Raw genomic sequence first — 22,196 nt, 5'->3', positions numbered from 1 at the left:
ATTAATTGATAGCCTTACCCGTTCATGTAGCTGGGGAACCAGCCTTCATGCGCTGCGGCCAAGTCGCGGACGGGCACGGGGCGGGCGGCGCCCAGCACCAGATCGGCGCCACCGGTGGTGCCGATCCAGGGAGCGTGGATGCCCAGCGCTTTTGCTTCGGCCCAGAGCGCGGTGATCTCCTCGCCCTGCGGGTCGAGATTGACGGTCAGCAGGTAACGGCCCTGGTCTTCGCCGAAATATTGCAGGATCGGGCTCTGGTCGGTGAGATCGACAATGGTGGCGCCGATGCCAGAGGCGATGGCCATTTCGGCCAGACCCACGGCAAGGCCACCATCGGACAGATCGTGGCAGGCAGTGGCCGTGCCGGAGCGGATCAGCTTGCGGACGAAGTCGCCGGTGCGCTTTTCGTGAGCGAGATCGACTGAAGGAGCCGTGCCGTCGCGGCGGCTGAACAGATCGCGCAGATAGATGGACTGGCCCAGATGGGTGCCGCGCGCGGCGGGCGAGCCGACCAGCAGGATGACCTGATTTTCGGCGGCAAAGCCGATACGGGCCATTCTGTTCCAGTCAGGCAGCAGGCCGACGCCGCCAATGGTGGGAGTCGGCAGGATGCCGCGGCCATTGGTTTCGTTGTAGAGGCTGACATTGCCCGAAACGATGGGGAATTCGAGCACGCGGCAGGCTTCGCCAATGCCCTTCACGGCGCCTACGAGCTGGCCCATGATTTCGGGGCGTTCGGGATTGCCGAAATTCAGATTATCGGTGGCGGCGAGGGGCTCTGCGCCGGTCGCGGTCAGATTGCGCCAGGCTTCGGCCACGGCCTGCTTGCCGCCTTCATAGGGGTCGGCTTCGCAATAGCGCGGGGTGACGTCCGAGGTGAAGGCCAGGGCCTTGGTGTCATGGCCCTCGACGCGGATGACGCCGGCATCGCCGCCGGGACGCTGCAGGGAATTGCCCTGGATCAGGGTGTCATATTGCTCATAGACCCAGCGGCGCGAGGCGATCTGGTGGCTGCCCATCAGCTTGAGCAGGGCATCGGCCACGTCCATCTGGGGGATGTCGGTGGCGGCGAGGGCGGCGGGCTTGGGCGACTCGATCCAGGGGCGATCATATTCGGGCGCTTCGTCGCCCAGATCCTTGATCGGCAGATTGGCGACTTCATCGCCCTGCCAGAGCACGCGGAAGCGCAGATCGTCGGTAGTCTTGCCGACAGTGGCGAAGTCGAGTTCCCACTTGACGAAAACGGCGCGGGCTTCGGCTTCCTTTTCGGGATGCAGCACCATGAGCATGCGCTCCTGGCTTTCGCTGAGCATCATTTCATAGGCCGTCATATGGGTTTCGCGTACCGGCACCTTGTCGAGGTCCAGTTCGATCCCAAGATCGCCCTTGGCGCCCATTTCGACAGCCGAACAGGTCAAGCCCGCCGCGCCCATGTCCTGAATGGCGATGACGGCGCCAGTGGCCATCAGTTCGAGGCAGGCTTCGAGCAGGCGCTTTTCGGTGAAGGGGTCGCCGACCTGCACGGTGGGGCGCTTTTCATCGATATCGTCGCCGAATTCGGCCGAGGCCATGGTGGCGCCGCCCACGCCATCGCGACCGGTCTTGGCGCCGAGATAGACGACGGGCAGGCCGACGCCTTCGGCCTTGGAGTAGAAAATCTTGTCGGTATCGGCCAGGCCCGCCGCGAAGGCATTGACCAGGATATTGCCATTATAGCGCTCGTCGAATTCGACTTCGCCGCCCACGGTTGGCACGCCAAAGGCATTGCCATAGCCGCCAATGCCAGCCACGACGCCGGAAACGAGGTGGCGGGTCTTTTCATGACCGGGCGCGCCGAAACGCAGGGCGTTCATCGCAGCGACGGGGCGGGCGCCCATGGTGAAGACGTCGCGCAGAATGCCGCCCATGCCGGTCCCCGCGCCCTGATAGGGCTCGATGAAGCTGGGGTGGTTGTGCGACTCCATCTTGAAGACCACAGCCTGCCCGTCGCCGATATCGACCACGCCGGCATTTTCGCCGGGGCCCTGAATGACACGCGGCCCGGTGGTGGGCAGGGTCTTGAGCCATTTCTTGGAGCTCTTGTACGAGCAATGCTCGTTCCACATCGCCGAGAAAATCCCCAGCTCCGTATAGGTCGGCACCCGGCCGATCAGCGCGACAATCTTGTCGTACTCATCGGGCTTGAGGCCATGATCGGCGACCAGCTGGGGGGTAATGACGATGTCGTTGGGAAGGGTCATCAGGCAGCGTTTCCGTAGGGAGGCTCTGGAAAATATTCCATTTGGCGTTGGGTGGCGCGAGCAATGTCTTCGCCGAACAGGTGTCCCACCAGCCACAAGGACATATCGATACCGGCCGAGATGCCGGCGCTGGTCACCACGTTGCCGTCATGCACAAAGCGCTGGTTTTCCAGCAATATGGCCTGTGGTGCGGCGGTGCGGACGAAATCGAAGGCACCCCAATGGGTGGTTGCGCGCTTGCCATCGAGGAAGCCAGCCTTGCCGATCAGCGCGGCGCCCGTGCAGACCGAGGTCTGCCAGGTCGCTGCCGCCACATAGGGTCGGAGGCGTTCGATGAAGGCCGTGTCGGACACCAGGGGGCGCGTGCCACGGCCGCCTGGCACAATGACAATGTCGGCGTGCGGGGCGTCGTCGAAAGTGTGATCGGCGGTGACGCGAAGTCCCTCGGCGCAGCGGATATTGGTCTGCGGCCAGCCGATGGTGAAGGTATCGGCGGCCGCGCCCATCCGTCCGGCCATCCTGAACACTTCCCAGGGGCCGATGAAGTCGAGTTCCTCGACGCCCTCGAAAATGACGATGGCGACGCTGGTGCGCGGGGCGTCACTCATGGCGCAATGCCCCTCGGGCAATGAGCTTGTCGGCGGTGATGACCGCGATGCAAAGCAGCGCGAGGGCGGCGGCCATGAAGAGGGCGTTGAGCAGCACTTGCCCATAGCCGAGCTGGACCACGTTGAGCACGGGATAGGGATATTCCTGCACCCAGACGCCGCGCGCCAGAATGTAGAGGAAATAGACCAGCGTCGGCGCCAGCATGATCGGCAGCTGGGTCCAGCGGAGCTGGCCATGGCGCTGCGCTATCAGCCAAAACAGCAGATACAGCGTGGGGCACAGATAATGCAGGATGTTGTCGGCCAGCAGGGCCACGCCATCCAGCGAGCCGAGGAAGCGCAGCACGAAGTAAACATAGAGCCCGACCAGCGCGATATTGGCGGCCATCAGTCCCCGGGTCACGGGGCGGCGGAACAGGTCGAGGCGGGGCGTGGGCAGGATTTCGGAGAGATAGATCAGCACCAGGACGATGTTGGTCAGGATGGTGTAGAAGGCGAAGAAATGCCCGAGAAAGCCCAGGAAATCACGGCCATTGGTGGCGGCCCCCTGCATCGACAGGATGAACTGCATGATCAACCCGGTCATGCCGAACCCTAGCCCCAGCCAGGTCAACAGCACCCGCGGTTTGACTGGCGCCCGCAGGGTCATCTCAAGCCGCCTGGCCCAGCAATCCCGAGAACAGAGCCCGACCATCGCTGCCGCCATGCGCGGCTTCGATGAGGTTTTCCGGGTGGGGCATCAGGCCCAGCACGTTCTTCTGCTCGTTGAAAATGCCGGCAATGTCGTTGATCGAGCCATTGGGATTGGTGCCCTCGGCATAGCGGAAGGCCACCTGGCCATTGCCTTCGAGGCGGGCAATGGTGTCGGCATCGGCGAAGTAATTGCCATCGTGGTGGGCGACCGGGCAGCGGATGATCTGGCCCTGGCTGTAGCCGCGAGTAAAGTCGGTCGCGGCATTGGCGACTTCGAGCTTGACCTCGCGGCAGACGAATTTGAGGCTCATATTGCGCATCAACGCGCCGGGCAGCAGGCCCGCTTCGATCAGGATCTGGAAGCCGTTGCAAACGCCCAGCACCTTGACGCCCTGGGCCGCGCGCTCGCGCAGCTTGTCCATGATGGGCGAACGGGCGGCGATGGCGCCGCAGCGCAGATAGTCGCCATAGGAGAAGCCGCCGGGGATGACGACGAGGTCGACATCGGGCAAATCGGCATCCTGATGCCAGACCACCTGGGGGGCGGTGCCGGAAATCTTGGTGAGCGCCGCGATCATGTCGCGGTCGCGATTGAGGCCGGGGAAGACGATGACGGCTGATTTCATCGGCAGGTCCTCGCTATGTCTGGGGTTGCGCGAGGCCCTTGTCGTGAGTCTTGGGCAAAAAGGCAAGGGGCGAGATACAATATCCCGCCCCTGTGACCCGCTTTGCGATGTGGTTTGCTATTCGGCCGGCGCTTGCACTGCGCGGGGTTCTTCGCGGCGCGATCCGCTGGTGCCGGGCAGGTGGGCCCAGGCGGGGCGCTCGAACAGGAAGCCGCCCCAGCCGGTGCGCAGCACCAGCCAATAAAGGATCAGCGGCGAGACAATGGCGATGGCCATGATGGCGAGGCTGAGCAGGGTTGGCTCGATGAAGCCCAGCTTGATCAGCACAGTGCGGGCAATGCCCATGGGCAGCACGAAAGCCACATAGATGATCAGCGATTTACTACCCATCCATCGCAACCAGTTCATCCAGGGCAGGCGGGTGAGGAGCGCGGCGATGGTGCAGAGCGCTGAAGTGCCGACCAGGGCCAGGATGAGATGCACGCCCGGCAAGCCGGCAATGCCCATCACGGGGTGGATCGGGTGCATGGCAAAGCCGGGCGAGAAGACCAGCGCAGCATTGAGCGTGGCCCAGACCAAGAGGCCGATAATGGCGAGAATGACGTTATCACCAGCCCAGTTGGCCAGGCGGAACAATTGGGGCGCCAGGACATAGCCGGAATAGAAGAACACGAAATAGGCCGCGAACTGATCCACGGCGTAGCTGCCGGTGTGGATGGAGGCCATTTGCAGGACGGCGGCAATGATGAACACGGCCCAACGCGGCGCGCGGATATCGTGCAACAGCTTGGCAACAGCGCCGCAGACGGCCAGCATATAGATGAACCACAGCACGCCATAGGGCTGGACCACGGCCCAGGCCAGTTCGCTCACGGCGCCAACGGGATTGGCAGAGAGCAGGCCGGTCTTGAAGACGATGTGGATGATCGCCCAGAGCACGTAGAAATAAAGGTAATGCACGAAGCGGCGGTCGGCGAAGGCTTTCCACGGGCGATCGATGACCTGGGACAGGAACAGCCCGGAAATCAGAAAGAATTCGGGCATGCGGAACGGAGTGGCGAAGGCAATGGCCCAGTGCAAGGCACCGACGCCGCCGGTGTCCTCGCCGACGCTTGAGGCTGCATACATCATCACGACGAGGAAAATGGACAGGCCCTTGGCCATATCCACCCAATCAAGGCGCCTTGCCGATCCAGTCATTGCCAGAACTCCCCAGAACTTGCGGGGCATAATAGCGGCAATGATCAGCGGAAGCGTAAAAGCCTGCGTGAAGGCTTAATGGAAATGCTTAACTGGTAAGGATTTAGCTAAATCCCGCCCAAGCATTTACCCCTAGACGGGCACGGACGCATAAGCGGCGAAGAGCAGGCCCATGGTAGCGAGGAACATGACTGTGAGCGAGATGGTCTTGAGCATGACAATATGGTCCTGCGCCTCGGTTCGGCGCGCCCGAATAGAATAGGAGCGAAAGATTAATTGGAGATTTCGATCGCGTAGTTTTCGATCACCGTATTGGCGAGGAGCTTTTCGCACATATTGGTGAGGGCCGTGCGGGCCGCGGCTTCGTCGCTGCCATCGAGAGCCAGATCGAACACCTTGCCCTGGCGGACAGCGCCGACGCCGGAAAAGCCGAGGCTTTTCAGGGAGCCTTCAATGGCCTGACCCTGCGGATCGAGAACGCCATTCTTGAGGGTGACGGTAACACGTGCCTTCATGATGCCGCTCCGCTGCAACGCTTACTGAACCAGGCGCGGGCCGGTGGCCAGCGCGTTGTCGGTCTCGACCAGGATGCCAAGGCGCTGGGCGACTTCGCGATAGCTTTCGACCAGGCCGCCAAGGTTTTCGCGGAAGCGGTCCTTGTCCATCTTGTTGCGGGTCTTGACGTCCCACAGGCGGCAATTGTCGGGGCTGATTTCGTCGGCCAGGATAATGCGCATCAGGTCGCCTTCATAGAGGCGGCCGCATTCGATCTTGAAATCGACGAGCTGGATGCCGACGCCCATGAACAGGCCGGAGAGGAAATCGTTGACCCGAATGGCCAGGCTCATGATGTCGTCGAGTTCGGCCGGGGTGGCCCAGCCGAAGGCGGTGATGTGCTCTTCACTGACCATGGGGTCGTGCAGGGCATCGTCCTTGTAATAGAATTCGATGATCGAGCGCGGCAGCTGCGTGCCGGGCTCGAGACCCAGGCGTTTGACCAGCGAGCCGGCGGCGACATTGCGCACGACGACTTCAAGCGGGATGATCTCGACTTCCTTGATCAGCTGCTCGCGCATGTTGATGCGCTTGAGGAAGTGAGTCGGGATGCCCAGGCCGTTGAGCTTGGTGAAGATGAATTCGGAAATGCGATTGTTCAGCACGCCCTTGCCGTCAACAACTTCATGACGTGCGCCGTCGCCAGCGGTCGTGTCGTCCTTGAAATACTGGACCAGCGTGCCCGGCTCGGGACCCTCGAACAGGATCTTGGCCTTGCCTTCATAGATTTTACGACGACGGTTCATGGAACTTCCGGACCGATGAAGGAGGGGATGATTTCGGCCGCTTCATGCGCCACAAAGGCACAAAAATGCAAGCTCTTTCGATAGAAGGCAGGGGATAGATGGAGCGGGCAGCATAAGGTCGCAGCGCTCCGGGCGGCGTTGATTTGGCAGGCTGAACCGCCTATGTCGGTTGACGAGCGCCGGAAAGGCGCCCCATCAGAGCCAGCGGGAGACATTGATGAGCGGGTTTGACGATCGACAGAAGGGCCAGGAAGCCAAGTTTGCCTTCGACGCCGAGAAGAAGTTCAAGGCCGAAGCGCGCCGCAACAAGCTGCTGGGCATCTGGGCCGCCGAACTGCTGAGCCTGACCGGCGACGACGCCAAGACCTATGCCGCCGAAGTGGTTGCTGCCGATTTCGAAGAAGCCGGTGACGAAGACGTGTTCCGCAAGGTCTCAGCCGATCTCAAGGCCAAGGGCGTGGCGATCGGCGACGACGTGATTCGCCAGAAAATGGCGCAACTGGTGCTGGTCGCCAACGAGCAGGTCGCAGCCGAGGGCTGATCTGCCTTTCATTCTGATTTCGAGGGAGCCGGACCATGAGGTCCGGCTCCCTTTTTTATTCGGCAGCGACTGATTGCTCGCCGGCGGCGTGCAGGGCCTGGTCGAGATCGGCCAAGATGTCGTCGATATGCTCGATGCCGATGGAAAGGCGTACATGGCCGGGGGTGACCCCGGCTGACAGCTGTTCTTCGGGAGAGAGCTGGGAATGCGTGGTGGTGGCCGGGTGGATGGCCAGCGAGCGGGCGTCCCCGATATTGGCGGCGTGATAGAGCAGTTGCAGGGAATCCACGAAGCGGGCGCCGGCCGCCCTGCCATTGGCCAATTCAAAGCCAATCAGTGCGCCATAGCCGCGGGTGAGATATTTGTCGGCATTCTGGCGCTTGGGACCGGTCTGCAGCGAGGGGTGGTTGACCAGGGCGACCTCGGGCCGCTCGCTCAGCCATTTGGCGACCTTGAGAGCATTTTCAAAATGCCGGTCGACGCGCAGAGCCAGGGTTTCGAGGCCCTGAATGGTGAGGAAGGCATTGAACGGGGAGAGCGCCGCGCCATGGGTGCGGAGCAGGGTGGTGCGGGCTTTCAAAATATAGGCGATGGGGCCCAGCGGCTTGGCGGCCTCGACCCAGACAGCGCCGTGATAGGCCTGATCGGGCGTGTTGAGCAGCGGCTGGCGCGCCGGATGGGCGGCCCAATCGAAATTGCCGCCATCGACAATGACGCCACCAATGGAGGTGCCGTGGCCCCCCAGATATTTGGTGGAGGAATAGACCACCACAGCCGCGCCATGCTCGAAGGGCCGGGCGGTGAGCGGGGCGGCGGTATTGTCGACGATCAGCGGAATGCCCAGCGGGCGGCCGATGGCGGCGACTTCGGCAATCGGCAGCACGGCGAGTTTGGGATTGGGCAGGGTCTCGGCGTAATAGGCGCGGGTCTTGTCGTCAGTGGCGCGGCGGAAGTTCTCCGGATCGGACGGATCGACAAAGCGCACTTCGATGCCGGCTTCGCGGAACACATTCTTGAACAGATTGTAGGTGCCGCCATAAAGGTCAGTCGAGGCGACGATATTGTCGCCGGAGACGGCCAGATTTTGCACGGCATAGGCCGAGGCCGCCTGACCCGAAGCGACGGCGAGTGCTGCAACACCACCCTCAAGCGCGGCAACGCGCTTTTCCAGCACATCGGTGGTGGGGTTGCCCAGGCGGGTATAGATATTGCCCAGCTTTTTCAACGAGAACAGATCAGCGGCATGTTCGCTGTCGTCAAACTGGAACGAGGTGGTCTGGTAGATCGGCACCGCGACCGAACCGGTGGCCGGATCAGAGCGCCAGCCTGCATGCAGGCCTTGAGTTTCGGGGTGTTTTGACGTCACGGCCATTGCAGCCTCCTGTTGCGAGCGTTCGCGAGGCAGGCAGCTTAGGGCGGGGAGCCTGTTGCGGGACAGGTTTAATCTACTAATTTTGTAGAGATTAAACGAAAAGCTCGCCCCCGAAGCGGGAGCGAGCAGAATCTGGGCGCGGCGGCCCGTTCGATCAGATTGAGTGATCAGGTGTTGAGTGATCGGCTGTTCTAAACTTGGCCGCCGCGGTCCATGCGCTGGAGGTTATCCCAGCGTGACGCTGCTCGCGTCATATTCCTTGCCGTTCTGCTGCCACTTCACAGTGACCTTGGAGCCGGCCTTGAGCCCCGGGTCCTTGAAGGTGGCCGGCAGCTTGTAAGCGACGCCATTGGCCAGGGTCAGCGTGTGGGATTTGAGATCGAACGCCTTGACCGTGCTGCTGATGGTCTGTGGCCCGGCAATCGTTGCGGCGGCAGCGGGCTTGGCGGCGGGCGCCATGGGCGTGGTGGTCGCAGCAAATGCCATGCCGGAGGTGCCGACAACGAAGGCGAGGACAACAGGAACGATGATCTTGCGCATAGTAATGTCTCCGTAAAGACGCCGGGACTGGCCCGGAATTGGCTGGTTTACAGATCGCGTCGTGTCGCAGGTCGTATTCGAGATGCCGGCGCGGTCCAAACCTGCGAGTAGGAAGCTAGGACCGGAAAAATGCCTTCTCAAGTTAAAGTAATTTAATTCCGCGCACGAGAAAACAGCCACAAAGTCATGGAGTTAGGCTTATCTTGGGCAGGGCAGTGTCGGCGCCGCGATGATTGCGGCTTATGTTGGCGCATTGCGGCGGATTTGGCGCTAAGAGGCCTGTTTCCAGGCTTGGTATGCGAGGTCCCGCAGCATCAGGGATTCTTCCCAGCGGTCGGTGAGGTCTTCGCCATCCGCCCCGGAAATGGCGTAGGGCTGCGGCCCCAACTCGCACACGAAGGTAAGCTCGGCATCGGCCGCCGCGCGGCCGCGCCAGTCGGCGAAGCCAGCCGCCCACCAGGACACGAATTGATCGACCCAGGGCCAGTGCTGGTGATAGGCCAGCGGCAGTTGCACCTGGCCGCTGCCGGCGATGCGGCCATGAAAGGCCCAGGCATGGGCAAGCACGGTCAGCATCTGCTGATTGGCCACGGGGTCGATCGGCAGCTCCATCTCGCGCGCCACCACGTAATGAGAAAGGTCGGCCAGGAGGCGAAAATCGGGATGCCGGTCGAGCAGTTCCAGGGTGAACAGCAGATCATTGGTCAGCCGGCCGCGATGGGTTTCGATATAGACGGGGACATCGGCCTGATCGATAAGCCGCTGGATGGCCCCGATCAACCGCGAGGCTTCATCCAGGGTGCGCGGCAGCATCCTCAATTGCAGGTTGAGGTGATGCAGCCGGAAGCGGCTTGCACGGTCCAGCGCCGTTTCCACGTCGGCCAGGCTGGTGGGGATGCACAATCCCTCAAGGACCAAGCCCTCCGCAGTGGCGAGGGCGGCAGCGCGGCTTGCCGTTTCGTCGTCTTCCCACATCGTGCCGAAGCCATCGAACCCGGCCGCCTTGATGCGTGCGACATTGTCTTCGAGCGAGCGGTGGGCCGGGGCGCCGCGCAGGTTCTGCATGGCCCAGAGGGACTGAAGCACGAGGAGTTTCTGCATTGTTCAGCCAATCCGCGTTGCCATGCCGATCGAGGCGGGCATGACGGGTTCAAAACCATATTTGGCATAGAGGTGGCGCGCGTCGCCGTCGGCGATCAGACTGACATAGGCGGTGGCCGGAGCATGCTGGCGCAGATGCTGCATCAGCGCCGCCATGATCTGCTTGCCGAGGCCCTTGCCCTGATGGGCGGGCTCCACGGCGATGTCGACGATCTGGAAAGCGGTGCCGCCATCGCCGATGACGCGACCCATGCCCACCACGGCGCCGCCGTGGCGGATGATAACGGCGAACCAGCTATTGGGCAGGCCGGTCGCTGCAGCTTCCTGCGACTTGCCGCTGAGGCCCGCGACTTCGCGCAGGCGCCGGTAATCGGCAATGCTGGGCGTTTCGGCGGCGAGGACGTAGTCGGACACGGGTCAGATCCGTTGCATCAGGCGAGTGAACATCAGCAGGCCCTCGGGCCAGGGGCCGTGGCCGGAGGCGACGTTGATGTGCCCGACTTCGCCGGCCTGGTGGAAATCGGAACCCCAGCAGGTGGCGAATTCGACGGCGCGGTCGATGCTGCAGAGGGGATCATTGCTGGAGGCGACCAGCAGGGACGGGAAGGGCAGCGGATCGCGCGGGATGGGGCGGAAGGGATAGGTCTCTTCCGGCGCGTCGGGGCTGAGCTCGATATCGGGCGGCGCGACGAGAAAGGCGCCGCGCACATTGGAATCGATCAGCCGGCTCGCCGTATGGGCTACAGCGATGCAGGAGAGCGAATGGGCGATCAGCACGACGGGGCGGGTGGCAAGCAGGATGGCCTGCTCGATAGTGGACACCCAATCGTCGAGATCCGGCTCGTCCCAATCGGCCTGCTCGACAATGGCGGCATTGGACATGCGCTCGGCCCAGCGCAATTGCCAATGGCCGGGGCTGGAGCCGCCAAGGCCAGGCAGAATGAGGATGTCGGCTTCCGATATCTTCATGAGCGGTGGGTCCTGTCACGATAGAAGGCAGCATCGGTCTGAGTGAGGCCGATCTTTTTGTAAAAGCCCTCGGCGCCTGGCAGCGAGAGCAGTGCGATGGTCACGCCCGGCCCGAGGATTTCGGCCGCCTTGTCCATCAGCGTGCCACCGATGCCCTTGCCCTGATAGCTCTCGACCACAGCCAGATCGGCGCAATAGCAGACCCAGTTCCAGTCTGTCATGCCGCGGAACAGCCCCACCAGCGTTCCATTGGTGTCACGCGCCGTGACGACGATGTTGGAGCTGTCGAGATAGGCCTGCACCCGCTCGGTATTGCTCAGCGGCCGGGTTGGTCCCAGCGCCGACTGGCCGACACAGGCAATGTATTCCTCGGCGGTCAGGCCGGTTTCCTGGGCGCAGATAATGCTCATTTGAAGACCCGGCGGAAAATCGTATCGACATGCTTGAGATGGTAGGCATCGTCGAACATGGCGTCGATTTGTGCGTCGCTCAGGCTAACTTCGGGGTCGGCCTTGAGGTTCTTGGCGAACTGGCCGGCGCGATCGCCGCGCATTTCCCATACCTTCATGGCATTGCGCTGCACGGCGGCATAGCTGTCCTCGCGGGAATAGCCGGCCTGGGTGAGGGCGAGCAGGACGCGCTGGGAATTGTGCAGGCCGCCGAGCAGATCGAGGTTTTTGCGCATGTTCTCGGGATAGACGACCAGCTTGTCGATGACATTGGTCAACCGGGCCAGGGCGAAATCGAGCGTGATCGTGCCGTCGGGGGCGATCATGCGTTCGACCGAGGAATGCGAAATATCGCGCTCGTGCCAGAGGGCGACGTTTTCCAGCGCCGGGGTGACCATGCCGCGCACGAGACGGGCGAGGCCCGTGAGGTTTTCGGTGAGCACCGGGTTGCGCTTGTGCGGCATGGCCGAGCTGCCCTTCTGGCCGGGGGAGAAGAATTCCTCGGCTTCGAGCACTTCGGTGCGCTGCAGGTGGCGGATCTCGATGGCAACGCGCTCGATGGAGCTGGCGACGACGCCCAGCGTAGCGAAGAACATGGCGTGGCGATCGCGCGGGATGACCTGGGTGGACACCGGCTCGATGGCAAGGCCCAGCTTTTCGGCAACATATTCTTCGACCTGCGGGTCGATATTGGCGAAGCTGCCAATGGCGCCGGAAATGGCGGCGGTCGCGATTTCCGCGCGAGCGGCGACGAGGCGTGCCCGGTTGCGGGTGAATTCGGCATAGGCCTCGGCCAGCTTGACGCCGAACGTGGTCGGCTCGGCATGAATGCCGTGGCTGCGGCCGATGGTGATGGTGTCCTTGTGCTCATAGGCGCGACGCTTGAGCGCGGCGAGCAGGGCATCACAATCGGCAATCAGGATATTGGCGGCGCGGGCCATCTGCACCGACAGGGTGGTGTCCAGAATGTCGGAGCTGGTCATGCCCTGGTGCACGAAACGGGCATCGGGGCCGACGATTTCGCTCAAATGCGTGAGGAAGGCGATGACGTCGTGCTTGGTGGTGCGCTCGATTTCGTCGATCCGCTCGACATCAAAGCCATAGTCACCCAGCTCCGCCTTGCGGGCATTCATCACGTCCCAAATTTTCTGGGCGGATTCCTTGGGGACGACGCCCAGTTCGGCCAGCTTGGTGGTGGCGTGCGCCTCGATTTCAAACCAGATGGCGAAGCGGTTTTCGGCCGACCAATTGGCAACCATTTCGGGACGGGAATAGCGCGGAATCATGGGCTTAGGCCTTCGCGTTCAGAATTTGAATCAGTGTGTGGCGGCGGCGCGGAGCGCAGCAATGCGGGCGGCATAGGTGGCCGGGTCATTGCCGGCAAAGATGGAGGAGCCGGCGACGAAGACATTGGCGCCGGCGCGGGCGATCTCGCCGATATTGTCCACGGTCACGCCGCCATCGACTTCCAGATCAATGGGGCGGGCCCCGATCAGGGCATTTGCCTGGCGCACCTTGTCCAGCGTGGCCGGAATGAAAGTCTGGCCGCCAAAGCCGGGATTGATGGTCATGACGAGCAGCAGGTCGATATCGTCGAGCACGTGCTCGATCGCCGATAGCGGGGTGGCCGGATTGATCGCGACACCAGCGCGCTTGCCCTCGGCCTTGATGGCTTGGAGGGAGCGATGCAGATGCGGGCCGGCTTCAGCATGCACGGTAATGCTATCGGCGCCGGCCTTGGCGAAGGCGGCGATATAAGGATCGGCCGGCGCAATCATCAAATGGGTATCGAAGGGCTTGGCCGTATAGCTGCGGACCGCCGCCATGACCGGCATGCCAAAGGTGATATTGGGCACGAAATGGCCGTCCATCACATCGACATGGATGTAATCGGCATCGGCCTGGTCGATAGCTTCGATCTCGGCGCCCAAGCGTGCGAAATCGGCCGACAGAATCGATGGCGCAATGCGGATGGGTCGGGTGGTCATGGGTGGGCACCTCGGCCGGACAGGGATGAGGTTGCTATAGGGCGCGCGCGAACGGGGGGCAAGGGGAGGGGCTCTCCGTCCACCGAACGGAAAGCCTTATTCTGTCGGACAACTGCGTGTCCGGGGTACTGGCTTACTTCAGGTTCTCGGCAAAGAAATCAGCGAACGAACTCTCGACCAGCGCTGATACATCCGGCTGGTCGCTGTAAAAGCCGTAGCCGTGGTCAGCCTCGGGGACGAGCACGATGCTGGCCTTGGGATAGGCAGCAACCACGGCTTCGTTGACCGCAGCTGGAACCACCACGTCCTTGTCGCCGTGCACGACCAGCATGGGACCTTTATAGGCGCCGATGGCGTCCAATGGCTTGGAGGCGATCAGTTCGTCAAACCACGTCTTGCTGAGCTTTTGCTCCTGCCCATACTGGGTGGTGTAGTCGGCATAGCCCTTGTCGGTCGAGGCCTCGGCATAGAGGCGCGCATATTCCTCCGGGCCGCCGAAGAAGCCCTGCAGCAGCTCTTCGCCCCAATTGGCGGAGGGTGCCAGCAGCCCCACGGCCTTGTAGGGATTGTCTGGCGAGCCGGCGATAGTCAGCGCGATACGGCCGCCCATGCTGTAGCCCAAAATCCCGAGCCTGCCGGCATCTACGGGGTAGTTCTCGAGCATATAGGCAAGGCTGGCATTGGAGTCCGAGATCATATTGGACAGGTAGCCCTCGGTGAAAGATTCCTTGCTGTCGCCGCTGCCGGGGAAATCCATGCGGATGGTCAGGATGCCGGCATCGGCCAGGGCCTTGGCGAGACGGGCAAAGCCGCCGCCTTCCTGCCGGCCGCCACCGTGGCCGTGATTCATTACCACTGCTGGAAAAGGGCCGTCGCCATCGGGAATGACCACCGTGGCCGGAACAGCGCGAGCGCCGTTCATCACCGTGATATCTGTGCTGGTTTCGGCCCGGGCGGCGGAACCGGCGGAGAGGGAAAGCGAGGCGGCTACCAGGATCGTCATTGCGGCTTTCACGGCTTGCATATTATTGGTTGTTCCCTTTGAAACTCTTGGCAAAATCCCACTCGCTGAGGAAGAGTGGTCCTTCGCGTGCGCTTGTCAACAGCGCGCCCCCGGTCACGGATGATCTGCTCACCCCCGCCGCCATCCGCTTCACAAACCGGCGATGCGGCGAAGCCGCGCATTGCTTTGCAAACACTTCGGGTTAGAAACAGCGCACAAAAGGAGCGTCGGTTGGAATTTTCATTGCCCATGGTGTTCGGCGCCGGCGTGCTGAGCTTTCTCAGCCCCTGCGTGCTGCCGCTGGTGCCGCCCTATCTCACCTATATGAGCGGGGCGAGTTTTGACCAATTGCGGGCCGATGGGACCGGTGCGGCCGCGTTGCAGCGGCGGGTGGCTTTCACCTCGCTGTTCTTCATCCTGGGCTTTGCGGTGGTGTTCGTGCTGTTGGGCGCGACGGCCACGGTATTCGGGCAGGCGTTCCGGCAGGCGCTGCCGATTCTGACGCCGGTCGCTGGCATCATGATCATCGCCATGGGGCTGCATTTCATCGGCGTCTATCGTATTGGCCTGTTGGATCGGCAGGTCCGACACAACGGGCCGGGCGTGGCGAGCGGGCCGCTGGGCGGGTTTTTGCTGGGGCTGGCCTTCGCCATTGGCTGGACGCCCTGCATCGGGCCGGTGCTAGCGGCGGTGTTGTCGGTGGCGGCGAGCAAGAGCACGGCGCTCGAAGGGGCCTCGCTGCTGGGGCTTTATTCGCTAGGGCTGGGCGTGCCGTTCTTCCTGGCCGGCATTGCCATCGGGCCGTTCCTGACCTTCTTCAACAGCTTCAAGCGCCATCTGCATACGGTGGAGCGGGTGATGGGCGTGTTGCTGGTGATTACCGGCGTTTTGTTCCTCACCGGCAATTTCACCCGGCTGTCCTACTGGTTCCTCGAGACATTCCCCGTGCTGGCCAATTTCGGCTGACAGTAATCTCCGCTTAACCGCATGACGCGGCTTTTGCCGCTACGGTGTTTTGCTAGGCTCTTGTTTAGCTCTGATTCATTGTCCCAATGCAAAGTGCTGCCGGAGATTGCAGGGGGCGGGAACTGATACTCAACGCGGCACTATCGGCGCTGCCGGAAACGGCATCGGACACACCTACCGCATCCGGCTTTGCCGTGGCGGGGCTTGATCTGTCGCGCGCGGATATCGCCGCCAGTGTCAGCCATGACATTGAGGCGGTCGAAACCGTGTGGCGGGCCCTGTCGGCCAACGGCATCGAATCGCCGGGCCAGAGCTACGATTTCATCCGCCTGTGGATCAGGGACCGCCGCATTGCGCCGGCGGATCAACGCTTCGTCGTCGGCACGCTGGATGGCCAGCCCGTGGCGCTGCTGCCGCTGCACCGCAAGACGGTGCGCGGCGTGCCGGTCTTTACCTGGTTTCCCGGCGCCCATGCCGGTTGCTATGCGCCCGTGGCCGATATCCAAAAGCTGGCGGCTCTGGGCCCTGCGGGGCGTGCCGCGCTCTGGCAGGCGATGATCGGCCAGTTGAGCGGCGCCGACCTGGTCTATCTGCGCTCGATTCCCATCGAAGTGGATGGCGAGGCCGGCCTGTTTGATGAACTGGGATCGACCCTCACCGTCGAAACGCTCTACCGTTCGCAATATTCCAGCTGGGAAGAATGCGACAAGCTGCAGCGCAGCAAATCGCGCCGCAAGCATGACCGGCAGCAGGGCGACCGGCTGGCCGCCATGGGCGAGGTCGGGTTCGAAGAAATCCGCAATGGCGGCGATATGCGCCAGGCCATCGAAACCATGTTCGTGCAGCGTGCCGCCCGTTTCAAGGTCATGGGCGTGCGCGATCCTTTCGTGCATGACCGGCTGACCGATTTTTATCACGCCATGGCGGCGCAAGGCTCGGGCGTAGATGTGCGGCTGCATGTGCTGCGGCTCAACGATGCCATCGTGGCGGTGCGCTACAACGTGGTCCACAACGATCGCATGTTCTGCCTGATCTCCTCGATGAGCGACGATCCGGCCATCCAGAACGGCTCGCCGGGCAAGCAATGCCTGTTGCGGGTGATGCAGACCGTGTTCGACCAGGGCATGCGCGTGTTCGACATGGGCAGCGGCTTTACCGACGAGAAGCGGCATTGGTGCAATGTGCAGACGCCGCTGCGCCAGCACTATATCGGGCTCAATGCGCGGGGCACCCAGATCGTGGGGCTGCACCAGACCTTCCAGAAGGCGCGGGCCAGTATCAAGGCCAATAAGCAGCTCAAATCCGCAGTGCGCAATATCCAGGCGCTGGTGTACCGGCTAAGCGGCCGCAAGACCGCCGAGACGCCCGAAAAATCAGATTAGCTTGAGGCCGCGCAGCGAGGTGTGCCCGGCCTTGCCGATGATCAGGTGATCATGCAGCGTGATGCCGAGCGGCTTGGCGATATCGGCGATTTCCTTGGTCATCCGCACATCGGCGGAGGAGGGCGCGGGGTCGCCCGAGGGGTGATTATGCACTAGGATCAGCGCGGTCGCCGATAGCTCGAGCGTGCGCTTGATCACTTCGCGCGGATAGACCGGGGTGTGATCCACCGTGCCGGTCTGTTGCACCTCGTCGGCGATCAGCCGGTTCTTCTTGTCCAGAAACAGAATGCGGAACTGTTCGATGGTTTCGTAGGCCATCTGGCTGTTGCAATAGTCGATCAGCTGCGACCAGGAGCTCAGGATCGGTTTTTCAGTGGCGATACGGTCGCGGCCGAAGCGGGCAGCCACGGCCTGGATGACCTTGATATGGGCAACGGACGTGGCGCCCAGCCCATCGATTTTTTCCAAGCGCGCCTGGCTGGCATTGAACACCCCGGAAAAGGTGCCGAATTCGCGCAGCAGCGTCTTGGCCAGCGCCTTGGTGTCGCGGCGCGGCACGACGAGCTGTAGGATCAGCTCGAGCAATTCGTAATCTTCCAGCGCGTCGCCGCCCACCTTGAGAAAGCGTTCCCGGACCCGCTGGCGGTGGCCGGCGTGATCATCAATGGGCGAGGGGGCGGGAAACGAGGCTTCCGAGAGTTCGTCCGGCCGATCGCTCATCAGGCGGCCCGCGCAGCGAGCGGATTGAACAGCCCACCGGGGGAGAGCGTAAAAATCTCGCAGCCGGTTTCGGTAATGCCGATGGAGTGCTCGGCCTGCGAGGACAAGGTGCGGTCACGGGTCACCGCGGTCCAGCCATCGGACAGGATTTTGACGTGCGGGCGGCCCAGATTGATCATCGGCTCGATGGTGAAGATCATGCCCGGCCTGAGCGGCACGCCTGTGCCGGGCACGCCGAAATGCAGAATATTGGGCTCGTCATGGAACAGGCGCCCCACGCCATGACCGACGAAATCGCGCACCACGCTCATGCGCTCGCCCTCCGCCACCGCCTGGATGGCAGCGCCGATATCGCCGGTGGTATTGCCCGGCTTGGCGGCGGCGATCCCGGCCTCAAGCCCCTCATAGGTAACCTCGATCAGCCGCTCCGCCTTGCGGGAAATTTCGCCCACCGGATACATGCGGCTGGAATCGCCATACCAGCCGTCGACGATCAGCGTCAGGTCGATATTGACGATATCGCCCTCCCGCAGCGGCCGCTCGTCGGGAATGCCGTGGCACACGACATGGTTGATCGAGGTGCAGAGCGAGTGGCGATAGCCCTTGTAGAAAATGGTGGCCGGAATGGCGCCATTGTCACGGGCGAATTCATAAGCCACCCGATCGATGGTGGAGGTGGGCACGCCCGCCTCGACATAATCGACCAGGATATCGAGCGCCTGCGCCGTCAGCTGCCCCGCCTTGCGCATGCCGATAAAGCCTTCCTCGCCATGCAGCGGGATGACGCCGGCAGTGCGGCGGGCTTTGGAACTGGCATCGACATAGGTGGTCATCTAGAACTCCGCGGGAAACGCCATAAACTTAGTCGCTCGTTTTGCCGATGGGAAGGGCGACACACTTGCTTGACGCGGTTATCGGGGGCGGGCATTGCTGGCTGACAGCAAGTCACGGATTCAAGCGATGTCGAGCCCTGCCAGCATTACCGCCGCGCTGATCGTTATCGGCGATGAAATTCTCTCGGGACGCACCAAGGACGTCAATATCGGCGCCACCGCCGATTTCTGCACGGATCTGGGGATCGAGCTCAAGGAAGTCCGCGTCGTCAGCGACGAGACCGACGATATTATCGACGCCGTCAACGCGTTGCGCGCCCGCTACACCTATGTGTTCACCACCGGCGGCATCGGCCCGACGCATGACGACATTACCGCCGACGCGGTCGCCAAGGCGTTTGGCGTGGCCCTGCCGATCAATCCGCAGGCGCGCGCCATGCTCGAAGCGCGCTGGAAAGAGACTGGCACAGAGGTCAACGAGGCCCGGCTGCGCATGGCCCGCATTCCCGAAGGCGCCGACCTGATCGTCAATTCAGTCAGCGCTGCCCCAGGTTTCCGCATCGGCAATGTGCATGTCATGGCCGGCGTGCCGATCATCATGCGCGCCATGCTTGAAGCACTGGCGCCGACCCTGCAGGGTGGCAAGAAAGTGCTCTCGATGACCGTCAAGGCGGCGGTGGGCGAGGGGACTGTCGGCGGCCCATTGGGCGAATTGCAGGCGCAATATCCGGACGTCAAAATGGGCAGCTATCCCCAGATGGGCAAGGATCGGGTCATGACCGAGCTGGTGCTGCGCTCGTCCGATCTGGCGCGGCTGGAAGAGGCGACCGCCAAGGTGCGCGCCATGGTGGATGCCGCCCATGCCAAGGCCGGCGTTACGCCACCTGAGGATTAAGCTTCCGGCGCAATAGCGCAGGGCCTGCGCTTTTGCTAAGACGCCAAATTCAATTATTCGGACGCCACGGCGCCGGCGCAGGAGAGATCGAGTGAACAATCCGAACGAAAAGTCCTTCCCGGTCAGCTGGGATCAGTTTCATCGTGATAGCCGGGCGCTGGCCTGGCGGCTGGCGGGCATCGGATCGTTCGACGCCATCGTGGCGATTGCCCGCGGCGGGCTGGTGCCGGCGGCCATCGTGGCGCGCGAACTCAATATCCGCACCGTCGAGACCGTGGCCGTCAAGAGCTACGATCACCAGAGCCAGAGCGGCATCAAGGTGCTCAAGGAAATCAGCGCCCCCGTGCTCGAGCTGGCCCGCAACGGCGCCAAGATCCTGATTGTCGACGATCTGGTCGACACCGGCTCCACCGCCCGCGTAGTCCGCGAAATGCTACCCGGCGCCCACTTCGCCACCGTCTACGCCAAGCCCAAGGGCCGCGAACTGGTCGACACCTTCATCACCGAAGTGAGCCAGGACACCTGGATTTTCTTCCCCTGGGATCTGGACGTGGCTTATGCGGCGCCGATCAGCGGCGGGACGGACTGAGGGGCGGCCGCAGACTGGGCTTTCGGTTGTTGCCTGTGCATTCGGATCATTGACACCTTGAGGCTGCATTGATCATCATCAAACGATGATCAATGCGGTACATTGCGATGGCTGTTGAGCAAGGTATCGCGGGCTTGGCGCCTGCGCTCGCTCCATCACCAAAACTCCATAACTGGGTCATCGAGCCGCGAGAATACGAGCGCCAAAAGCAAAGGCGGGGGAGGCGGTACGCCTACGATACCGTCACTCCCGGTCGCACTGCGCTGGTCGTGATTGATATGGTCCCCTTTTTTGTTGCGGAAAGCGGCTATTGCAGGGGCATTGTGCCAAATATCGTCCGTCTCGCCGATGCGCTGCGCCTATCTGGCGGGACCGTTGCCTGGGTTGTTCCGAGTGCGGATCAGCCCAACCCGAACCTCGCGCGGGAATTTTTTGGTGCAGATATAGCGGAGCTATTCAGGACATCCGGCGGCTCCGGCCCGATATCGGACCGGGTGTGGCCCGGCCTTTCTCCACGGGAGGAAGACCTATATTTCGAGAAATCCGCCTATAGCGCGTTTTTCCCTGGAGCTTCGGAATTGCCTGCCGCTCTTCGGGCTCGCAGCATCGACACCGTTTTCATCGCTGGAACCGTAACGAATATCTGTTGCGAGTCGTCGGCCCGAGACGCCCATGCCAGTGGGTTCCGGGTAGTCTTCATAGCTGACGGAACGGCCGCGCGGCGAGATCAGGACCACAACGCCGCGCTTCACAATATATATCGCAGCTTCGGCGATGTACGGTCGACCGAGGACGCCGCCGGCCTTTTATCCTCATGAAATAGTCTGGTGCGCACGGCGGGAATCCAATCTGGTCGCTCGACTTGCGCGTTGCCGGTCGGCGATGGCTCCGGCGATTGAGGCCACTCCTTGGCCGTGGGACGGCTGCTACGGGCCGCTACCGAAGCCACCTGACGAAATAGTCGGCAGCACTTCGGCGCGCTGCTATGGCTCGCGCCTGCGCCGGCGGTTGACAATTTTGTTCATTTTATGTTCTGGCTTCGTCCTGTTCGCCTGAGGGAAAAACCGATGTTCCAGAAACTTGAATGTGTATGCATTCACACAAACGATATCTCCGCCTCTTTGCATTTCTATAGCTCGGTGGGGCTAACGGAAGCGTGGCGTATTAACCGGGTTTCTCAATCCGGCACTCCATGCAGCCTGATCGGCATGAAGTTTCCGTCTGCCGGCAGCTCGGAACTCGTTCTCAGCGACAGTCCCGATGTGAAGCTTACAGAGGTCGAGATATATGTCGGCGATGTGCTGGCCGCCTACGAAAGCCTCAAGTCTCAACCATCTATCGAATGGATTCGCACGCCTTTCGCCACCGAATCCGGACATATCGCTGTCATGGTAGCACCAGACAAAAATGTCTTTGTACTCGTCGGAAAATAGTCGTTGTGCAGGTCTTGCGGGACCGCAGGCGCTTAAGTTGGGGTGGAAAACGAACTGGTAGGTCTTGGTGCAGACGAAGTCTAAGCTGCCTCCTGCAACTTACGGCCCGTGACGTAAGGCATTTGTCGGTTTAACGATTTGCCTTGATGCTAGACACCTGAGCAAGACCGCTCCCACATCAAAGGATGTCCAGATGAAGCTGGCAATCTCATTGGCGACCATTGTCGCCTTAACCCAATCTTCCTTTGCAGAAGAGTGCTGGATGGGTCAGGAAAGTCAGATGACCGCCGTCAGTTGGTCAGCTGTCCAAAACGAACAGGGCTGGACCGAAATCACCATCGAGATCAGAAATAATTTCGACAAGGACATCAAAAGTTCGATCGCACGGGCAGTTTTCAGCTCCGAGAACGGTCCGTTGGACGAGGCTGGCGCCCCTATCTTTCCTCAGCAAATTGCCGCGGGGCAAACTCGGACGATAAAAGTGTCGACCGATGCTGCGCATTACAAAACTCTGATTGGCGCGACGGAGGGAAACGTCCAGCTTCAGATTTGCGCCCAAATTGTTGGTTTTGACGACGGCACAGACGAGCGCTTCGTATCACCTCGTAGCGGACAGTAGGCTGAGCGTAGTAGTTCGCGTCGCACAGCATCAGGACGACGATCTTCGGCCGCGGACGCCCGATATGGCGTCGAAATTGGCCATTACAAAAACTTATCCCCGCCCCCAAACCCCTATGTCACTATACC

General features: G+C 62.0%; 26 protein-coding genes. 8 read left to right on the top strand and 18 right to left on the bottom strand.

Features of this window, described 5'->3' with window-relative positions; all coding sequences use genetic code 11:
• Positions 1–14: 14 nt before the first annotated feature.
• The 7 genes from purL to purC form a co-directional block, all read right to left on the bottom strand.
• Complete coding sequence (gene purL / locus ACI3KW_RS04260; RefSeq protein ID WP_404847064.1) at positions 15–2,240, bottom strand: phosphoribosylformylglycinamidine synthase subunit PurL; 2,226 nt, start codon at positions 2,238–2,240, stop codon at positions 15–17.
• A complete protein-coding gene (locus ACI3KW_RS04255; protein WP_404847063.1) occupies positions 2,240–2,848 on the bottom strand; it encodes a DJ-1/PfpI family protein in 609 nt (202 codons plus the stop codon). Before ACI3KW_RS04255 ends, purL begins: the two co-directional genes overlap by 1 nt.
• Positions 2,841–3,497: a Pr6Pr family membrane protein gene (locus ACI3KW_RS04250; protein ID WP_404847062.1), complete on the bottom strand. Its 657-nt coding sequence runs from the start codon at positions 3,495–3,497 to the stop codon at positions 2,841–2,843. The genes ACI3KW_RS04255 and ACI3KW_RS04250 overlap by 8 nt, the downstream gene beginning before the upstream one ends.
• A 1-nt stretch (position 3,498) precedes the next feature.
• Positions 3,499–4,167 (bottom strand): phosphoribosylformylglycinamidine synthase subunit PurQ, encoded by a 669-nt coding sequence (gene purQ / locus ACI3KW_RS04245; protein WP_404847061.1) that lies wholly within the window; start codon positions 4,165–4,167, stop codon positions 3,499–3,501.
• Positions 4,168–4,284: 117 nt separating this feature from the next.
• Complete coding sequence (locus ACI3KW_RS04240; protein ID WP_404847060.1) at positions 4,285–5,367, bottom strand: acyltransferase family protein; 1,083 nt, start codon at positions 5,365–5,367, stop codon at positions 4,285–4,287.
• 272 nt (positions 5,368–5,639) lie between these two features.
• Positions 5,640–5,885 (bottom strand): phosphoribosylformylglycinamidine synthase subunit PurS, encoded by a 246-nt coding sequence (gene purS / locus ACI3KW_RS04235; RefSeq protein ID WP_262172046.1) that lies wholly within the window; start codon positions 5,883–5,885, stop codon positions 5,640–5,642.
• Positions 5,886–5,903: 18 nt separating this feature from the next.
• Positions 5,904–6,668 (bottom strand): phosphoribosylaminoimidazolesuccinocarboxamide synthase, encoded by a 765-nt coding sequence (gene purC, locus ACI3KW_RS04230; RefSeq protein ID WP_113123605.1) that lies wholly within the window; start codon positions 6,666–6,668, stop codon positions 5,904–5,906.
• 214 nt (positions 6,669–6,882) lie between these two features.
• On the opposite strand from purC, the gene ACI3KW_RS04225 reads away from it, so the two are divergent.
• Complete coding sequence (locus ACI3KW_RS04225) at positions 6,883–7,209, top strand: DUF1476 domain-containing protein (protein WP_262167075.1); 327 nt, start codon at positions 6,883–6,885, stop codon at positions 7,207–7,209.
• A gap of 55 nt (positions 7,210–7,264) precedes the next feature.
• On the opposite strand, the gene ACI3KW_RS04220 is transcribed toward ACI3KW_RS04225, so the two are convergent.
• From ACI3KW_RS04220 to ACI3KW_RS04180, 9 genes are all read right to left on the bottom strand, one after another.
• Entirely contained in the window at positions 7,265–8,581 is a 1,317-nt protein-coding gene (locus tag ACI3KW_RS04220) for an O-acetylhomoserine aminocarboxypropyltransferase/cysteine synthase family protein (protein ID WP_404847059.1), read from the bottom strand.
• 225 nt (positions 8,582–8,806) lie between these two features.
• Positions 8,807–9,121, bottom strand: a complete 315-nt coding sequence (locus tag ACI3KW_RS04215; RefSeq protein WP_113123602.1) for a DUF1344 domain-containing protein — start codon at positions 9,119–9,121, stop codon at positions 8,807–8,809.
• A gap of 270 nt (positions 9,122–9,391) precedes the next feature.
• Positions 9,392–10,222: a sugar phosphate isomerase/epimerase gene (locus ACI3KW_RS04210; protein WP_404847058.1), complete on the bottom strand. Its 831-nt coding sequence runs from the start codon at positions 10,220–10,222 to the stop codon at positions 9,392–9,394.
• Positions 10,223–10,225: 3 nt separating this feature from the next.
• Positions 10,226–10,636, bottom strand: a complete 411-nt coding sequence (locus ACI3KW_RS04205) for a GNAT family N-acetyltransferase (protein ID WP_404847057.1) — start codon at positions 10,634–10,636, stop codon at positions 10,226–10,228.
• Positions 10,637–10,639: 3 nt separating this feature from the next.
• Positions 10,640–11,191 (bottom strand): alpha/beta hydrolase, encoded by a 552-nt coding sequence (locus tag ACI3KW_RS04200; protein WP_262167082.1) that lies wholly within the window; start codon positions 11,189–11,191, stop codon positions 10,640–10,642.
• A complete protein-coding gene (locus tag ACI3KW_RS04195) occupies positions 11,188–11,601 on the bottom strand; it encodes a GNAT family N-acetyltransferase (RefSeq protein WP_113123598.1) in 414 nt (137 codons plus the stop codon). Before ACI3KW_RS04195 ends, ACI3KW_RS04200 begins: the two co-directional genes overlap by 4 nt.
• A complete protein-coding gene (gene purB, locus ACI3KW_RS04190) occupies positions 11,598–12,926 on the bottom strand; it encodes an adenylosuccinate lyase (RefSeq protein WP_404847056.1) in 1,329 nt (442 codons plus the stop codon). The genes ACI3KW_RS04195 and purB overlap by 4 nt, the downstream gene beginning before the upstream one ends.
• A gap of 30 nt (positions 12,927–12,956) precedes the next feature.
• Positions 12,957–13,628: a ribulose-phosphate 3-epimerase gene (gene rpe / locus ACI3KW_RS04185; RefSeq protein ID WP_404847055.1), complete on the bottom strand. Its 672-nt coding sequence runs from the start codon at positions 13,626–13,628 to the stop codon at positions 12,957–12,959.
• A gap of 133 nt (positions 13,629–13,761) precedes the next feature.
• Positions 13,762–14,631, bottom strand: coding sequence for an alpha/beta hydrolase family protein (locus ACI3KW_RS04180; RefSeq protein ID WP_404847054.1), 870 nt, complete (start codon positions 14,629–14,631; stop codon positions 13,762–13,764).
• A 231-nt stretch (positions 14,632–14,862) separates the two neighbouring features.
• On the opposite strand from ACI3KW_RS04180, the gene ACI3KW_RS04175 reads away from it, so the two are divergent.
• Both ACI3KW_RS04175 and ACI3KW_RS04170 read left to right on the top strand, forming a co-directional pair.
• Positions 14,863–15,597: a cytochrome c biogenesis protein CcdA gene (locus ACI3KW_RS04175; protein ID WP_315974500.1), complete on the top strand. Its 735-nt coding sequence runs from the start codon at positions 14,863–14,865 to the stop codon at positions 15,595–15,597.
• A gap of 86 nt (positions 15,598–15,683) precedes the next feature.
• Positions 15,684–16,979 carry a GNAT family N-acetyltransferase gene (locus ACI3KW_RS04170; RefSeq protein WP_404847053.1) on the top strand — a complete coding sequence of 432 codons (1,296 nt, stop codon included), beginning with the start codon at positions 15,684–15,686 and terminating at the stop codon, positions 16,977–16,979.
• Here ACI3KW_RS04170 and radC read toward each other — a convergent pair.
• Together radC and map are read right to left on the bottom strand one after the other, a co-directional pair.
• Complete coding sequence (gene radC, locus ACI3KW_RS04165) at positions 16,971–17,699, bottom strand: DNA repair protein RadC (RefSeq protein ID WP_262167093.1); 729 nt, start codon at positions 17,697–17,699, stop codon at positions 16,971–16,973. The two genes, ACI3KW_RS04170 and radC, sit on opposite strands and share 9 nt — an antisense overlap.
• Entirely contained in the window at positions 17,699–18,532 is an 834-nt protein-coding gene (gene map / locus ACI3KW_RS04160; protein ID WP_404847052.1) for a type I methionyl aminopeptidase, read from the bottom strand. The genes radC and map overlap by 1 nt, the downstream gene beginning before the upstream one ends.
• A gap of 127 nt (positions 18,533–18,659) precedes the next feature.
• Here map and ACI3KW_RS04155 point away from each other — a divergent pair, with 127 nt between their 5' ends.
• The 5 genes from ACI3KW_RS04155 (at position 18,660) to ACI3KW_RS04135 (ending at position 22,068) form a co-directional block, all read left to right on the top strand.
• Positions 18,660–19,427 (top strand): competence/damage-inducible protein A, encoded by a 768-nt coding sequence (locus ACI3KW_RS04155; RefSeq protein WP_404847051.1) that lies wholly within the window; start codon positions 18,660–18,662, stop codon positions 19,425–19,427.
• 91 nt (positions 19,428–19,518) lie between these two features.
• Positions 19,519–20,016 carry a xanthine phosphoribosyltransferase gene (gene gpt, locus ACI3KW_RS04150; RefSeq protein WP_113123589.1) on the top strand — a complete coding sequence of 166 codons (498 nt, stop codon included), beginning with the start codon at positions 19,519–19,521 and terminating at the stop codon, positions 20,014–20,016.
• Positions 20,017–20,108: 92 nt separating this feature from the next.
• Entirely contained in the window at positions 20,109–20,834 is a 726-nt protein-coding gene (locus ACI3KW_RS04145) for an isochorismatase family protein (RefSeq protein WP_404847050.1), read from the top strand.
• Positions 20,835–21,083: 249 nt separating this feature from the next.
• Complete coding sequence (locus ACI3KW_RS04140; protein ID WP_404847049.1) at positions 21,084–21,449, top strand: VOC family protein; 366 nt, start codon at positions 21,084–21,086, stop codon at positions 21,447–21,449.
• A gap of 193 nt (positions 21,450–21,642) precedes the next feature.
• Complete coding sequence (locus ACI3KW_RS04135; RefSeq protein ID WP_404847048.1) at positions 21,643–22,068, top strand: hypothetical protein; 426 nt, start codon at positions 21,643–21,645, stop codon at positions 22,066–22,068.
• The last annotated feature ends 128 nt before the right edge of the window (positions 22,069–22,196 follow it).

The organism is Devosia sp. ZW T5_3 (assembly GCF_044987315.1).
In the GTDB taxonomy this organism is placed as follows: Bacteria; Pseudomonadota; Alphaproteobacteria; order Rhizobiales; family Devosiaceae; genus Devosia.
This window is presented reverse-complemented; position numbering and strand designations above follow the sequence as displayed.